Source organism: Roseococcus sp. YIM B11640 (assembly GCF_049727625.1).
Classification (GTDB): domain Bacteria; phylum Pseudomonadota; class Alphaproteobacteria; order Acetobacterales; family Acetobacteraceae; genus Roseococcus.
The window spans coordinates 1-14,635 of sequence record NZ_JBBJOZ010000007.1 but is presented as its reverse complement, the minus strand read 5'-3'; the positions used below and the strand labels follow the sequence as shown (position 1 = coordinate 14,635).

16 protein-coding genes are annotated in these 14,635 nt (G+C 68.6%); 11 read left to right on the top strand and 5 right to left on the bottom strand.

The window, feature by feature from the left end:
- The first annotated feature begins 51 nt into the window (after positions 1–51).
- The 6 genes from WJM96_RS21520 to WJM96_RS21495 all read left to right on the top strand — a co-directional run bounded on the left by WJM96_RS21520 (position 52) and on the right by WJM96_RS21495 (position 5,621).
- Positions 52–570 (top strand): hypothetical protein, encoded by a 519-nt coding sequence (locus tag WJM96_RS21520; RefSeq protein WP_424814616.1) that lies wholly within the window; start codon positions 52–54, stop codon positions 568–570.
- Position 571: 1 nt separating this feature from the next.
- A complete protein-coding gene (locus tag WJM96_RS21515) occupies positions 572–1,492 on the top strand; it encodes an AEC family transporter (RefSeq protein WP_424814615.1) in 921 nt (306 codons plus the stop codon).
- A gap of 59 nt (positions 1,493–1,551) precedes the next feature.
- Positions 1,552–2,601 carry a GGDEF domain-containing protein gene (locus WJM96_RS21510; protein ID WP_424814614.1) on the top strand — a complete coding sequence of 350 codons (1,050 nt, stop codon included), beginning with the start codon at positions 1,552–1,554 and terminating at the stop codon, positions 2,599–2,601.
- Between the two features lie 79 nt (positions 2,602–2,680).
- The gene (locus WJM96_RS21505) at positions 2,681–3,652 is read left to right on the top strand and encodes a Bug family tripartite tricarboxylate transporter substrate binding protein (protein WP_424814613.1); all 972 of its coding nucleotides are present in this window, start codon (positions 2,681–2,683) and stop codon (positions 3,650–3,652) included.
- 2 nt (positions 3,653–3,654) lie between these two features.
- The gene (locus tag WJM96_RS21500; RefSeq protein WP_424814612.1) at positions 3,655–4,992 is read left to right on the top strand and encodes a hydrolase; all 1,338 of its coding nucleotides are present in this window, start codon (positions 3,655–3,657) and stop codon (positions 4,990–4,992) included.
- The gene (locus WJM96_RS21495; RefSeq protein ID WP_424814611.1) at positions 4,986–5,621 is read left to right on the top strand and encodes an HAD family hydrolase; all 636 of its coding nucleotides are present in this window, start codon (positions 4,986–4,988) and stop codon (positions 5,619–5,621) included. The genes WJM96_RS21500 and WJM96_RS21495 overlap by 7 nt, the downstream gene beginning before the upstream one ends.
- Positions 5,622–5,631: 10 nt before the next feature.
- Here the strand turns inward: WJM96_RS21495 and WJM96_RS21490 are convergent, their stop codons facing one another.
- On the bottom strand, positions 5,632–6,333 hold the full coding sequence (locus tag WJM96_RS21490; protein WP_424814610.1) for a response regulator transcription factor: 702 nt from the start codon (positions 6,331–6,333) through the stop codon (positions 5,632–5,634).
- 178 nt (positions 6,334–6,511) lie between these two features.
- On the opposite strand from WJM96_RS21490, the gene WJM96_RS21485 reads away from it, so the two are divergent.
- The 3 genes from WJM96_RS21485 to pckA all read left to right on the top strand — a co-directional run bounded on the left by WJM96_RS21485 (position 6,512) and on the right by pckA (position 9,408).
- Positions 6,512–6,910, top strand: coding sequence for a hypothetical protein (locus WJM96_RS21485; protein ID WP_424814609.1), 399 nt, complete (start codon positions 6,512–6,514; stop codon positions 6,908–6,910).
- A gap of 20 nt (positions 6,911–6,930) precedes the next feature.
- Positions 6,931–7,656 carry a HugZ family protein gene (locus WJM96_RS21480; RefSeq protein WP_424814608.1) on the top strand — a complete coding sequence of 242 codons (726 nt, stop codon included), beginning with the start codon at positions 6,931–6,933 and terminating at the stop codon, positions 7,654–7,656.
- Positions 7,657–7,812: 156 nt separating this feature from the next.
- A complete protein-coding gene (gene pckA / locus WJM96_RS21475; RefSeq protein WP_424814607.1) occupies positions 7,813–9,408 on the top strand; it encodes a phosphoenolpyruvate carboxykinase (ATP) in 1,596 nt (531 codons plus the stop codon).
- Between the two features lie 57 nt (positions 9,409–9,465).
- On the opposite strand, the gene bcsD is transcribed toward pckA, so the two are convergent.
- The gene (gene bcsD / locus WJM96_RS21470; RefSeq protein ID WP_424814606.1) at positions 9,466–9,933 is read right to left on the bottom strand and encodes a cellulose biosynthesis protein BcsD; all 468 of its coding nucleotides are present in this window, start codon (positions 9,931–9,933) and stop codon (positions 9,466–9,468) included.
- Between the two features lie 286 nt (positions 9,934–10,219).
- On the opposite strand from bcsD, the gene WJM96_RS21465 reads away from it, so the two are divergent.
- On the top strand, positions 10,220–11,638 hold the full coding sequence (locus WJM96_RS21465) for an MBOAT family O-acyltransferase (RefSeq protein ID WP_424814605.1): 1,419 nt from the start codon (positions 10,220–10,222) through the stop codon (positions 11,636–11,638).
- Between the two features lie 13 nt (positions 11,639–11,651).
- The gene (locus WJM96_RS21460) at positions 11,652–12,755 is read left to right on the top strand and encodes an alginate O-acetyltransferase AlgX-related protein (RefSeq protein ID WP_424814604.1); all 1,104 of its coding nucleotides are present in this window, start codon (positions 11,652–11,654) and stop codon (positions 12,753–12,755) included.
- 9 nt (positions 12,756–12,764) lie between these two features.
- On the opposite strand, the gene WJM96_RS21455 is transcribed toward WJM96_RS21460, so the two are convergent.
- Genes WJM96_RS21455 through WJM96_RS21445 form a run of 3 tightly spaced genes read right to left on the bottom strand, consistent with a single transcriptional unit; the run spans position 12,765 to position 14,577 of the window.
- Complete coding sequence (locus WJM96_RS21455) at positions 12,765–13,550, bottom strand: GDSL-type esterase/lipase family protein (RefSeq protein WP_424814603.1); 786 nt, start codon at positions 13,548–13,550, stop codon at positions 12,765–12,767.
- Positions 13,508–14,380: a cellulose synthase subunit BcsC-related outer membrane protein gene (locus tag WJM96_RS21450; protein ID WP_424814602.1), complete on the bottom strand. Its 873-nt coding sequence runs from the start codon at positions 14,378–14,380 to the stop codon at positions 13,508–13,510. The genes WJM96_RS21455 and WJM96_RS21450 overlap by 43 nt, the downstream gene beginning before the upstream one ends.
- Positions 14,341–14,577 carry a cellulose synthase subunit BcsC-related outer membrane protein gene (locus WJM96_RS21445; protein ID WP_424814768.1) on the bottom strand — a complete coding sequence of 79 codons (237 nt, stop codon included), beginning with the start codon at positions 14,575–14,577 and terminating at the stop codon, positions 14,341–14,343. Before WJM96_RS21445 ends, WJM96_RS21450 begins: the two co-directional genes overlap by 40 nt.
- Between the last annotated feature and the right edge of the window lie 58 nt (positions 14,578–14,635).

Sequence of the window (14,635 nt, the reverse complement as noted above, 5' to 3'; positions counted from 1 at the left end):
GGCCCGCCCCCGCGGCGGGCCACCCCACCTTGTTGTCGGGATATTCGCGGGATGCCGCGCTGGATCTTCCTTCTTCCTCTTCTGCTTCCGGCCTGCGTCGCCGCAGGGCCGGACCGGGAGGTGGAGGCCGCGCAGGCCGCCCTGGCATCCCACCGGGCCAGTCTCGAAGCCTTGGGCGCGGGCGCGTCCGCGCCCGTCGCACCTCAGCCCTCCCGCTCAGTCCCTGGCCGCGTCGCGGCGCAGGGCGCGACTGCGCCGCGGATCCAGACGCCCCGCGCGCCCTCAGCCCTGCTGGGCGCCTCGCCTGAGGCGGTCCGGGCCACGCTGGGGGAGCCGCTGATGCGGCGCGAGGAAGGCGTCGCGCAGATCTGGCTCTATTCGACCGCGGGCTGCCAGATCGACATCGTGCTCTACAGCGCCGAGGGCGGCCCGCGCGTCGCCCATGTGCAGGCGCGGGCCGGCGGGCTCGCGCAACGCACCGAGGCCTCCTGCCTCCGCGATCTCGCGAGCCAGGGGGCCGCGCACCACCAGCCGCCGGAACCATCGCTGCCCGCCGAATTCGGCGCCTGACGTGCTGCCCTACATCGACGCCTTCGTGCCGTGCTTCGGGATGCTGGCGCTCGGGGCGCTGCTGAAGCGCAAGCTCCTGCCGCATGACGTCTTCTGGGCGGGGATTGAGCGGCTGATCTTCTGGGTGCTGCTGCCCTCCCTCCTGGTGGCCGCCATCGGCTCGGTGAAGCTGGGCGAGGTGCCGATTCTGGGCATGCTCGCCGCGATCTGGGTGGGCCTCGGCAGCGGCACGGTGCTCTCGCTGCTGGTGTCCCGCCGCTTCCGCCAGCCGCACGCCTCGATGACCAGCGTGCTGATGGGGGGCATCCGCTTCAACAACCTGATCGGCTTCGCGGTGGCCGGGGCCATGTTCGGGCTGCCGGGACTGGCGCTCGGCGCCGTCTCCTCCGGGCTCATCGTTCCCTTCGTGCAGTTCGTCAGCAACACGGCCTTCGCCTCGGAGAAGGGGTTCCGGCCCTGGCCCATCCTGCGGCAGATCATGATGAACCCGCTGATGCTGGCCTGCGTCGTGGGCTTCCTGGTCGCCTGGCTGGGCGGGCTGCCGCCGGGGGTGAAGCCGCTCCTCGAATCCCTGGGCCGTGCCTCGGTGGCGCTCGGCCTGCTGGCGGTCGGCGCCGCGCTCTCCGCCGGCGCGCTGACGGACCGGGTGCCGCTCCAGCTCGCGACGGCGGCGGTGAAGCTGCTGCTGGTGCCAGCAATCACGCTGGGCATCTGCCTCTGGCTGGGCCTCGAACCGCTGCCCACCGCGATGGCGGTGCTGTTCATGGCGCTGCCCACGGCGGCCACCTCCTACGTCATGGCGCGCGCCATGGGGGGCGATGCGCCGCTCATGGCCGCCATCACCTCCTCCGAGCATTTCCTCTCCATCCTCACCCTGCCCCTCTGGATGCTGCTGGTGAAGATGCTGACCGGTCTCGGCTGACAACCCAATCTTCACTTCCCGGCTGCTAGTCCGGCGCGGAGCGCGCGGGAGAGAGGGACATGCCGGCCGAGACATTGCCGAAGGATACGGGGCCGAAGGATGCGAGCCTGGCCTTCGCCCATGCGGCCATCTCCTCGATGCTCACGCACAGGCTGCCGCCGACGCCTGCCAACTACCTCGTTTGGTTCAGCTATCATGAAGGGTCGCAGCCCGGGCTGGTGCCCGCCATGGATGGGCTGCTGGGCACCGATGGCATGCTGGACCAGGCCGCCATGGCCGCGCTGCACGACCGCTTCTTCGCGGCCGAATCCGAATCGCGCGCCTTACTCGACATGTCGCGCCGGCTGGACGGTGCGGTGCGCGAGGCGGTGGGCGCGGTCAGCGGCGCCCGCGACGCGGCGTTGCGCTATGGCGGCTCGCTCGAATCGGTCTCGGAGGCCGCGACGGATGACGATGCCGGCCTGCGGGACGTGCTGATGCGCCTGCTCCAGGAAACCCGGGAGGCGACCCGGCGCAGCGAGGCCGCAGCGCGGCGCCTCGACGAGACCTCGCGCCAGACGCAGGCGCTCCAGGCCGAGCTGAGCGAGGCCCGGCGCCTCGCCACCACCGACCCGCTCACCGGCCTCGCCAACCGCCGCCGGTTCGACGAGGCGCTGCGCGCCGCGCTGGCCGAGTTGCCGGGACGGCCCGCCGCGCTGGTGATGATCGACGTCGACCACTTCAAGTCGGTGAATGACCGGCACGGCCATCACGTGGGCGACCTCGTCCTCCGCCATCTCGCCGCGATGCTCCCGGTGCCGTCGGAGAGCCTCCTCGCCGCGCGCTTCGGTGGAGAGGAATTCGCGCTCATCCTCCAGGACCACGCGCTTTCGGAAGCGGCGCACGAGGCCGAGACGCTGCGGGCCCGCATCGCGGCCGCGCCCGTCGAGGCGGAGGGAGAGGTCTTGCGGATCACCGTCTCCATGGGTCTCGCCTGGGCCGAGGCGGGAGAGGCGCCGGCCCGGCTGGCCGCCCGTGCCGATGCCGCGCTCTATGCCGCGAAACGCGGCGGGAGGAACCGTCTGCTCACCGATCCTGCCCTTCCCGAAGGCGGCGCCCTCTGGGCGTGACGGGCAGGCTTCGCCTACGGGCTTGGAAGTGTTTCCTGACGCCCGCATGATGGCAGCCCGATATCTGGAGACCCCGGGCATGCTGCCTCGCCGAGACTTGCTTCGCGCCGCCGCCGCCATAGGCGCAGCCACGCCCCTCGCCGCTGGTGCGCAGGGCTTCCCCGAACGCTCGCTTCGCTGGATCGTCGGCTATCCCCCGGGCGGCGCCTCCGACACCTTCGCGCGGCTGATCGGCGCGGCGATGAGCCAGCGCCTAAACCAGACCGTCGTGGTGGAGAACCGGCCCGGCGGCGGCGCCGTTCTGGCCAGCGAGACGGTCGTGCGCTCCCCGGCAGATGGCTACACCTGGCTGCATGTCGACAACGGCATCCTCTCTTACAATCCGGCGCTCTATTCCCGCCTGCCCTACAATCCGGACACCGATCTCGCCGGTGTGGGCTTCATCGGGCGCTTCCCGCTCTACATCGTCGTGCGGCCCGAGGGTTCGCCCACGGATTTCGCCGGGCTGCTGGCGGCCTCGCGCACGCGCTCGATCACCTACGGCACGCCGGCCGTCGCCTCGCCGCACCATCTGGCGATGGAGCTGGTACGCCGCCGCACGAATATCGACGTGACGCATGTGCCCTATCGCGGCGGCCCGGCCGCCATGCAGGATCTTCTGGCGGGTCAGGTGGATTGCGTGGTGATCGACACGGCGACCGGCCTGCCCTTCATCCGTGACGGCAAGGTCCGCGCGCTCGCCGCGCTGACCGACGCGCGCACGCCCGACGCGCCGACGGTACCGACCATGGCGGAGCTCGGCTTCCCGAACACCGTTGCCTATGGCTGGCAGGGGATGAGCGTGCCGAAGGGCACGCCCGCACCCATCATCGCCCGCCTTTCGGGCGAGATGATCAACGCCATCCAGTCGCCCGAGATCACCTCCCGCATGCGGACGCTCGGCATCGACTACCAGCCCTGGACGCCCGCGCAGTTCGAGGCCTTCGTGGCGGCCGAGAACGCGTTGTGGCGCCCGCTGATCCGCGAGCTGGGCATCAAGCTGGACAGCTGAGCATGTCGATCGCGCGCCGCACCCTGCTGAGCTCCGGCCTGGCTTTGCCCTTCCTTCGCCGGGCGAGCGCGCAGGAGGCGCCGACGCCGATCCTCTTCGTGCATGGCAACGGGGACCATGCCGCGCTGTGGATGACGACGCTCTGGCGTTTCGAATCCAATGCCTGGCCGCGCGAACGGCTGATGGCGATCAGTCTGCCCGATCCCCTCGCCCGCGCGGATGACGCGGTGCCCCAGCCCGACCGCAGCTCCAGCGCCGAGCAGACGGAGCGCGTGGCCGCCGCGATCGCCGAACTGCGATCGCGGACGGGTGCTGCGAAAGTCGCGCTGATCGGCAATTCGCGCGGCGGCTATCCCATCCGCGATGTCGTCTCGCGGCCCGAGGGCGCGGCCCAGGTCAGTCACGCGATCACCTGCGGGACGCCCAATCACGGCGTCTACGACTGGGAGTTCAATGCGGGCAGCGAGTTCAACGGGCGCGCGCCCTTCCTGCGCCGGTTGAACGGCGGCGCGAGCGAGGTGACCAAGGGCGTCAGCTTCCTCACGATCCGCTCCGACAACGACCTCTACGCCCAGCCCGACGGCCGCTATGTCGGTCGTCCCGGCACGCCGACGGGCGTCACGCAGGAGGGGCCGGCGCTGCGCGGCGCCACCAACATCCTGCTGCCCGGCCTCGACCATCGCGAGACCGCCTATCACTGGCGTGCGTTCCGCGAGCAGTTCAAGCACATCGCGGGGCGCGAGCCCCTGACGCTCAGCGTCATGCCGGAGGAACGGCCGCGCATCGGCGGCATCGTGACCGGGCTTTCCAACGGCGTCCCCACCAATCGCCCGGTCGCGGGCGCGACGGTCGAGGTCTTCACGCTCGACTGGCTCGGCCAGCGCGAGGGTGACGCGCTGCTGAGCATGACGACGGGCGCGGACGGCGCCTGGGGCACCGCGGTGCTGCCGGCCTGGCGCTACATGCCGGTGGAGATCGTGCTGACCGTACCGGGCCATCCCATCGCGCATTTCTTCCGCCCGCATTTCCCGCGTTCGTCGAGCGTCGTGAACCTCCGTCCGCCAGCGGCGATCACCGAGGCGGAGCGCGGCGCGGGCTGCCTCGTGCGGCTCGTCCGCCCGCGCGGATATTTCTCCTGGCCGCGCGATGTCGTGCTGATCGACAACGAGGAAGTGGTGGAGAAGCGCGAGGGTGTGGCGAGCATCGCTTCGGCCACCCGCTCGCTCCCCGCCGGGCGCGCGGGCACGGCCGTCTACGCCCTCTTCAACGAGGAGAAGCTGGTCGGGCGCGGCGTGCCGCTCTCGGAGAACCGCATCTCCGTGATGGAGCTGACGTGGTGATTTCCTGGGTGGTCTTCGATGTCGGCGGTGTGCTGGTGGACGAAGCGCGCCTCATCCGTGGCTGGGCCGAGGTGCTGGAACTGAGCGAGGCGGACTTCACCCAGAAGCTGCGCGAGGGCATCGCGGCGGAGAAGGGTATCGGCGGCACAATCCGCGAGCTCGCGCCGCATGTGGACATCAAGGCCCATCGCGCGCGGCTCAACGGGCTGGAGATCCCCGGCGAGGCCGACCTCTATCCGGATGTGCGCGCCGGCATCGCCGCACTGCGCGAGGCGGGGCTCAAGGTCGGCATCGCGGGCAACCAGCCGCCCGGCGTCGCGGAGGCGCTGGAAGCCCTGGCCCTCGGCGCGAATTTCATCGCGACCTCCGCGCAATGGGGCGTGTCCAAGCCGGAGCCGGGCTTCTTCGCGGAGGTGCTGAAGGCGACCGGCGCGGCCCCGGCCGAGATCGCCTATGTCGGCGACAGGCTCGACAACGACGTGGAGCCGGCGCGCGCCGCGGGCATGCATCCCGTCTTCATCCCGCGCGGCCTCTGGGGCGAGGTGCATGACGCCAGGGAGCGCGGCGCGTGCCTGCGCATCACGTCCCTGCCCGAGTTGCGCGACTGTTTCCCGGCACCCGGCGCCTGAGGGCAGAGAATCACTGCTCTTTGTAGCGGTAGCCGATGCCGTAGAGCGTCTCGATCTGTGCGAACTCGTCATCCTGCGCGCGGAACTTCTTGCGGACGCGCTTCACGTGGCTGTCGATGGTGCGGTCGTCCACATAGATGTTCTCGCCATAGGCCGCGTCGATCAGCTGGTCGCGGTTCTTCACGAGGCCAGGGCGCAGCGCCAGTGCCTTCACGAGCAGGAACTCCGTGACGGTCAGCTGGATGGGCTTTCCCTTCCAGAGGCAGGTGTGCTTCGTCTCGTCGAGCGTCAGGTCGCCGCGCACCAGAAGCCCGCCCGCGACATTGCCGCTACTCTCCTGCTTGATGGCCTCGTTGCGTCGCAGCAGCGCGCGGATGCGCTCCAGCAGCAGGCGCTGGCTGAAGGGCTTGGTGATGTAGTCGTCGGCGCCGAGGCGCAGGCCCATCAGCTCATCCACCTCCTCGTCCTTGGAGGTGAGGAAGATGACCGGCATGGCGCTGCGGGCGCGCAGGCGCTGCAGCAGTTCCATCCCGTCCATGCGCGGCATCTTGATGTCGAGCACGGCGAGGTCGACCGGCTTGCTCATCAGGCCCTGGAGGGCGCTTTCGCCATCCGTGTAGGTGCGCACCTGATAGCCTTCCTGCTCCAGGGTCATGGAGACCGAGGTCAGGATGTTCCGGTCGTCGTCCACGAGGGCGATGGTTTGCGGCATGCGTGCCTCCTTCAAGCCCTGTATAGGCAGCGATTCGGGCACAAAACAGACGCAGGACGGGGAGATTCGCAATCTCCGGCTTTGACCATAGGCCGGCGCCTATCCTCCCGATGCGTAAAGCCGAATGGCCGAAGACAGGGGCGGTCCGCTATGCGGGAACCCAGGAGATCTTGAAGCCATGACCCCTATCGCCCGAACCCTCGCATGGGCCGCCGTTACGGTGGGCTGCCTCGCCGCACCCGCCATGGCGCAGCGGCCCAGCTTCTGCAACAACACCCTCGTTGCGAATTCCTTCTACTCCAATGTCTTATCGAACGGCCGCACCGCGGAGGTGGAGTATCACGGCCAGTTCCAGAACCTGGATCCCAATCGCCGCGCCATGACGGCCACCATGCTGGCCATCAGCCGGATCGGGAACTTCACCGTCGTGCGACCGATCGGCCACTTCGACCTGAACCCCTATGAGCAGAAGGACATCGCCTTCCTGTCGCTCCAGGTTCACAACCCCTCGGGCACCGGCGCGCCGACCCCCGTTCAGGTAGGTGCGCAGATCCGCTTCGCCTGCTCCTTCCGGTGAGAAGCGCCTAGGCTGGCCCCATGACCGAGGATCCGGGATTCCAGGCGCGCCGCATCATCCGCGCGGCCGCCTTCGCCACGCTCGCGACACAGGAAGACGGCCAGCCTCATGCCGGGCTGGTAACGCCGGCCGCCGCGCCGGATCTCTCGATCCTGCTCTGGCTCTCGGACCTCTCGGAGCACACGCGGCAATTGAAGCGGGAGCCGCGCTGCGCCCTGCTCTTCCAAGGCGAGGCCGCGGAGGCCAATCCGCAGACCATGCCGCGCGTGACCGTGACCGGCACCGCCGAGCGGATCGAGGATGAGGCGCTGAAGGCGCGCTGGCTCGCCCGGCATCCCTATGCGGCGCTCTATGCCGGCTTTGGGGATTTCGGGCTCTGGCGCGTCGTCCCGGCCGAGGCGCGACTCGTGGGCGGCTTTGCCCGCGCGATCAGGCTTCCCCTCGCAAAGTTGCTGCCGGATCACGCCGCCCTGGCTTCCGTCAGCGCTGCGGAGGCCGGGATCATCGCCCATGTGAACGACGAGCACGCCGATGCGATCAGCGCGATCGCCGAGGGGCTGCTAGGCGAAGCGACCGGCGCGTGGCGCATCAGCGCCTTGGATCCGGACGGCATCGACCTGATTTCCGGGGAGATCGTGCGCCGCTGGGCCTTCTTCACGCCCGCCGCCAGCCCCGAAGATGTTCGGATGAATCTGATCCGGGGCGCGCGCGAAGGCCGCCTGCACAAGAGTGCGCCGCAGCAATGACGCCTGCCTGGGCATAGGCGAAAAAATTCATGGCAAGCCTGTGCGGAGCCGCCATTGCGCGTGCTACTTAGCCGCCCTAATTCCGACGTATCTGTCCTCGATAGGCGGGCCACCGGGGCCACCGGCCCTGGCGATCGCTCCACTGGGAACTCACGAATGACCGCTACCTCCCTCGCCGGCACCGGCGTCACCACGACGAACCCGGTGCACGCCAATCTGACCGCGGCTCCGCTGGTGCAATTCGCCATGGCGCGCGGCGAAGGCCGGCTTTCGGCGGATGGCGCCTTCATCGGCCTCACCGGCCAGCACACCGGCCGCTCCGTCGCCGACAAGTTCGTGGTGGACGAGCCCGAGACGACCGGCGAGATCTGGTGGGGCAAGGTCAACCAGAAGCTCGACGCCGCGAAGTACGAGGTCTTCCTGAAGCGCGTCCGCGGCTATCTGGGCAGCCAGAAGGAGCTCTTCACGCAGGATCTCTACGCCGGCGCCGACCCGAAGTACCGCATCAAGGTCCGCCTGGTGACGACGAACGCCTGGCACGCCCTGTTCGCGCGCAACATGTTCATCCGCCCGGCCGAGGCGGAGCTCGAGGGCTTCACGCCGGACTACACGATCCTGCACGCGCCGGAGCTGGACTCCGTGCCGGCCGAGGATGGCGGCCGCGAGGGCTCGACCACGCTGATCGGCCTCTCCTTCAAGCAGAAGATCATCGCGATCGCGGGCACCAGCTACGCGGGCGAGATCAAGAAGAGCATCTTCACCGTCATGAACTGGCTGCTGCCGGCGCAGGGCGTGCTGCCGATGCATTGCTCGGCGAACGTCGGCAAGGACGGCGACACGGCGCTGTTCTTCGGCCTCTCCGGCACGGGCAAGACGACGCTCTCCTCCGACCCCGAGCGCGCGCTGATCGGCGATGACGAGCACGGCTGGACTGAGACGGGCGTCTTCAACTTCGAGGGCGGCTGCTACGCCAAGGTCATCAAGCTCTCGAAGGAGGCCGAGCCGCAGATCTGGGACGCCTCGCACCGCTTCGGCGCCGTGCTCGAGAACGTGGTCGCCGACAAGCACGGCAAGCTCGACCTCGAGGACAACCGCTACACCGAGAATACGCGCAGCTGCTACCCGATCGAGTTCATCCCCAACACGGCGCCGGGCGGCATGGGTGGCCTGCCGAAGAACGTGGTGATGCTGACGGCGGACGCCTTCGGCGTGCTGCCGCCGATCTCCAAGCTCACGCCCGCGCAGGCGATGTACCACTTCCTCTCGGGCTACACGGCACGCGTCGCCGGCACGGAGAAGGGCCTGGGCAAGGAGCCGCAGGCGACCTTCTCCACCTGCTTCGGCGCCCCCTTCCTGCCGCGCCATCCGGAAGTCTACGGCAGGATGCTGGAGCAGCTGATCGCCCGGGACGGCGCGCAGGTGTGGCTGGTGAACACCGGCTGGACGGGCGGCGCCTACGGCACCGGCAGCCGCATGTCGATCAAGCACACGCGCGCCCTGCTGCGCGCGGCGCTGGACGGCTCGCTGGCCAAGGTCGAGTTCGTAACGGATCCGTTCTTCGGCCTCGCCATTCCGAAGGCCGTCGCCGGCATTCCGGCCGAGGTGCTGAACCCCCGCGAGTCCTGGGCCGATAAGGCGGCCTATGACGCGACGGCGAAGAAGCTGGTCTCGCTGTTCGAGAAGAACTTCGAGACCTTCGCGGGCGCCGTCGGCGAGGATGTGAAGAAGGCCGCGATCCGCGCCGCGGCCTGACCTCGAAGGCTGCCCTGAGGAAGCCCGCCGCCAGCGATGGCGGCGGGTTTTCTGTTTTCAGGCCGCCTTGGCGTATTTCAGAACAACCGCCCCGGCCTCGGGGCCGACGCGCCGCACCGGCGTCCCGGGCTCGGCGCCCGGCTGGCTGCCGAGCCAGCCGCCATAAAGCCCCTCCAGCACCGAGCCGACCCAATTGCCGGCGACATCCGAATGCGTACCGACCAGCGGCGCCGCCACGTGGCGCAGGACCATGGCCCGGTTGCCCATATCGAGGCTCATTTGCACATAGCCCCAATCGGCCGCGGCCAGCGCGTCGTTGATGCGGGCTTCCAGCTCGGCCATCGTCGCGCAGGCCGGCAGCGGCATCAGCGCCGCCATCCGCGCGCCCACCAGCCGCATCATCCCCTCGCGCCCGCTGCCGTCGAGATGACTCTCCAACGTCTCCATCAGGGCGCGGAGAAAGGTGCGCCACTGCGACGGCACGCTCTTGCGCGCGATGTAGGTGAGGGTGTTCGGGTCGTTCATCGAATCCTGCACGAGCTCATCCCGCAAATTGTGCCATTCGCGGCGGAGTTTAGTGCGCTTCCGGCCGTGCTGGAAATGGCGAAGGCTCAGCCTGCCCGCGCATACTGCGGGGTGGCCGCAACCTCAAGTTGAATCGTTCTTCGCGGCATTGCGGAACTCTCATCTGCAATGCTAAGCGCGATTTGCCGCTCCCCCGCGCGAATCGAGGTAACTCAATGGCCTGCGCTATTGATTGCGATACTGCCGTGCCTTTGGTGCGCCGCGCCTCGCATGGAGGCTATCGCCGATGATTTTCGCGTCCTTCGAATTTCTATTTCTATTCCTTCCCATATTTTTCGCGATCTACTTCCTGACGCCTGCGCGGTATCGGAACTGGTCGATCCTGCTGTTGTCCTGGGCGTTCTACGCTTGGTGGCGCGTGGACTTCCTCGGCCTGCTGGTGGCGGTCACGGTCTTCACCTTCACCATGGCGCGGCTGATCGACCGGACGCCGGCGGGGACGACGAAGAACCGCCTTCTCGCCTTCGGCCTCACGGTCATCCTGGGCGTCCTGGCCTATTTCAAATACGCCAATTTCGGCGTTCAGACCTACAACGACGCCGTGACCGCGCTCGGCCTCGCGCCGACGCCGTGGTCCGAGATCATCCTGCCGATCGGCTTGTCCTTCTACGTGCTGCAATCGGTCAGCTATCTGGTCGACGTCTGGCGCGGCACGGTTCCGGTCAGCCGGAACTTCGTGGCCTATGCGGCCTACAAGGCCATCTTCAGCCAGCTCATCGCCGGCCCGATCGTGCGCTATGCGGAGATCGAGGACGACCTGAAGAACCGGGTCCATACGCTGGAGAAATTCGGCCTAGGCGCGCGGCGCTTCATGATCGGCTTCTGCATGAAGGTGCTCATCGCCGACACCATCTCGCCCATGGTGGACAGCGTCTACGCACTGCCGAACCCCAGCATGGCGGATGCCTGGGCAGGCGCCATCGGTTACACGCTACAGCTCTTCTTCGACTTCGCGGGCTATTCGGCGATGGCCATCGGCCTCGCGCAGATGTGCGCCTTCCGCTTCCCCGAGAACTTCAACAACCCCTATCTCGCCGGGAACATCCAGGAATTCTGGCAGCGCTGGCACATGACGCTCAGCCGCTTCCTGCGCGACTACCTCTACATCTCGCTCGGCGGAAACCGGGGCGGACCAGTCCGCACCTATGTGAACCTGCTGCTCACCATGGTGATCGGCGGCTTCTGGCACGGCGCCAACTGGACCTTCATCCTCTGGGGCTTCTGGCATGGCGGGTGGCTGGCCATCCATCGCGCTTGGCGCGGCGCGGGCAACGGGCCGATGCCCTATGTCATCGGGAATATGCTGCTGATGCTGGCAGTGATCGTCGGCTGGGTCGCCTTCCGGGCGCATGACGTCCACAACGCCTTCGCGATGTACGGCGCCATGTTCCTGCCGGGCAGCCTGCACATCTCCGACGCCCTGGCCTGGCAGGTCACGCCCGACCAGTGGTGGTGCATGCTTATCGCGGTGGTGCTGGTCTACCTGCCGCTGCTCGGCCACCGCCTGCCTTTCCTGCGGCCGGTGCCGGAGATGCCGGTGGCATGGCGCTACGTCTGGGCCATCGGACCGTTGGCGGGCTTCGTCCTCGGCATGATCCTGCTTTACAGCCGTGCCGCCGTCCCCTTCCTCTATTTCCAGTTCTGAGGGAGCCCGACCGATGCAGAACTGGCTTCGAAAGATCGCGGTCTGGCAAGCGGTGCTGGTCATCGCCATCCTGGCCTGGGGCTTCACGGAGGGCGTCCGGGCCATCGCGCTTCCCGCCGCGCAGCAAAGGCTGCAGCCGACGCTGAATGGCGAGGCCTTCCTCGCCGGCCGCACCGCCGCGGCCGTCAACCACATCATGGCGCACAACCTGCCCATCGACCCCTGGGCACGCGCTGCCGGCGGGTTCTTCCGCTGGCGGTTCTTCCACTCGGGTGGGCCCCAGGTGCGCGTTGGCTGCAACGGCTGGCTCTTCCTCAACGAGGAGCTCCGGCCCTGGCCGGATGCCGACCGCGTCATGGCGGAGCGCGCGGAGGCGCTGGCCCGCATCCGCGCTCGGCTCGCCGCGCAGAATGTCACGCTGATCGTCGCCGTCGTGCCGGACAAGGCGCGCGTCCATCACGCGGAACTGTGCGGCGCGCCCATCTCGGCGCAATCCGAGGCGCGCTACGCCCGTCTTCTCTCCACGATGCGGGCGCAGGGCCTGGCCCCTATCTCGCTGCTGGAACCGCTCCAGGCGCTGGCCGCCCAGCGCCCGGCCTACTGGCGGACCGACACGCACTGGAATCAGGACGGCGCCGCCGCGGCCGCCGCCGCCATCGCCGCAGGTGCGCAAGCCGCGACCATCGACCGCCCCGGCGGCTTCACGACACGGCACGATGCGGCTGAGACGGCAGGCCCCGGTGACCTTCTGCGCCTGATGGGCCTCGATATCCTGCCCGATGGGCTGCGGCCGCCCATCGACCGCCAGCACCTCGCCCATACGGACGAGCCCGCCTCGGGCGGCGGCCTGCTGGATGATGAAGGCGCGCCGCAGGTGGCGTTGATCGGATCGTCCTATTCGGTGAACGCCAATTTCCATGGCGCCTTGCAGCAGGCGCTCGGCGCCAAGGTGACGAACCTCGCGCAGGCGGGCGGCGGCTTCGCAGGTGCCGCCTCGGCCTATTTCGCCGGCGCGACCTTTCGCGAGGCGCCGCCGCGCCTGATCATCTGGGAGATTCCGGAGCGCGTGATGGGCCAGCCCATCACGGCCGAGGAGCGCGCCTTCTTCGCGCGGTAGGGCTGCACCCTACCGCTGGAGCAGTTGCCGAACGGCCGGCTGAATGATCGCCCCGATGATGGCGTAGCCTACCATCGACAGGTGCAGCTGGTCGAAGGCCACGAAGTCCTGGAGGTTGCCCGCGCCATCCAGCAGCAGCGGGCCGGGATCGGCGTAGAAGACGCGCCGGTTGTCGGCACAAGGCGCGATCAGCGCATTCGTCCGCGCCACCGTCGCCCGCAGCGGGTCCGCGGCCGTCGCGCCGCGCGGAGGAATGCCGAGCAGCAGAATGCGCGCGTTCGGCGCGAGGCCTTGCAGCCGCGCGATGATCTGTCCCACGCCGATCGCGACATTCTCGGGCGAGGAGCCGAAGCCCAGATTGTTCGTGCCGATCATCAGGACGATCAGCTCCGGCCGCAATGCCGCGGGCCAGTTGCCGTTCTGCAAGCGCCAGAGCATGCCCTGGGTTGCATCGCCGCCCACGCCGAGGTTCAGCGGCGACAGATTGCCGAAGAACATCTGGAAAATCTGCGGGTGCCATCCCGCCGTCAGCGAGTCGCCGATGAAGACGACGCGGGCGCGAGAGACATCGGTGGTGCGGAGCGTCTGCGTCAGCGCATCCGCCGCCTGGCGCCAGGGCGGCCAGGGCACTTCGCTGATCGAGGCCTCCCACGGCAGCGGCTGGCCGCGATTGACCACGGGGCACGCGGCGAGCGCGGGAAGCGCCAGGGCGGAGAGGGCCAGTGCGGCGCCCAGGCGCCGCACCGCGCGCCTCACCAGGTCGGACGCGTCGCGCCTTGCGGAAGCTGAATCCATTCGGGCCTTCCCTGCCGGAAGCTGGACTGGATGGGATCGTTCACGTTGAGCGTCGGGTAGGGCGCGCCCTCGTAATAGGGTGCCAGATCGGCGCGCGGGCGGTCGAGACGCCAACGCAGATAAAACAGGCCCACGGCCTCGTCATAATTGCCCACGCGCTCGTAGCGGCCCGCCGCGCCCACGCGCAGGTTCGGATTGATCGCGTATTCCAGGTTGGCAAAGACCGAGCCGGTCAGGCCCGCGCTCCGCTGCCCTCGCACCTGCGTCTGGATCGTGGGGTCGAGCACCGCTGCCTGTTGCAGCTGCGCCTGCATGGCGCTGTTCGTCGGGAAAGCCGCGTTGGAGGAGGTGCGATACGCCTGGTAGCCGATGCCCCCCACCGTGCGGAACGACCAGTCATCCCAGCGCGCGATATACTCCGCCTGCACCTGGCCGATGATGTGCTGCTGCGGGCTGAAGTAGCCGCCCTGGCCGAAGGTAAAGCCGCTGAGGTTGTGGTCGTAGCCCATGTAGAAGGCGCCGACCGCCAGCGTCAGGTTCTGCCTCGGCTCCCGCAGCACCGAATAGTAGGCACCGATCCCCGCGTCGATCTTGGTGTTCGACTGAACGTTCTGGCCTTGCACGCTATAGCCGCCGATCCCGGCGAAGGCACCGAACCTGCCGACCGGCGTGTACTCCAACTGGACGCGTCCGCCTGTTCTGACGACGCCGCCCCAGTTGGTGACCCAGTCCTTCTCGCGCAGTCCTGCATAGGACAGCAGGCTGTCCGTCACCGCCCGCCGCTCGAAGGTCAGCCGCACCCGCCACTGTTCGTTGATCCGCGGAACCACCTCCGNTTGGTGACCCAGTCCTTCTCGCGCAGTCCTGCATAGGACAGCAGGCTGTCCGTCACCGCCCGCCGCTCGAAGGTCAGCCGCACCCGCCACTGTTCGTTGATCCGCGGAACCACCTCCGCACCGCCCACCACCGTCGGGTTCGCGAAACCCATCGGCGTCGAACCGATATCCGCACGGAAGTTGTTCCGCATATACGTCAGACGCAGCGCGTACCCATCCACCGCCGCATTCGGACGGCGATAATCCGAC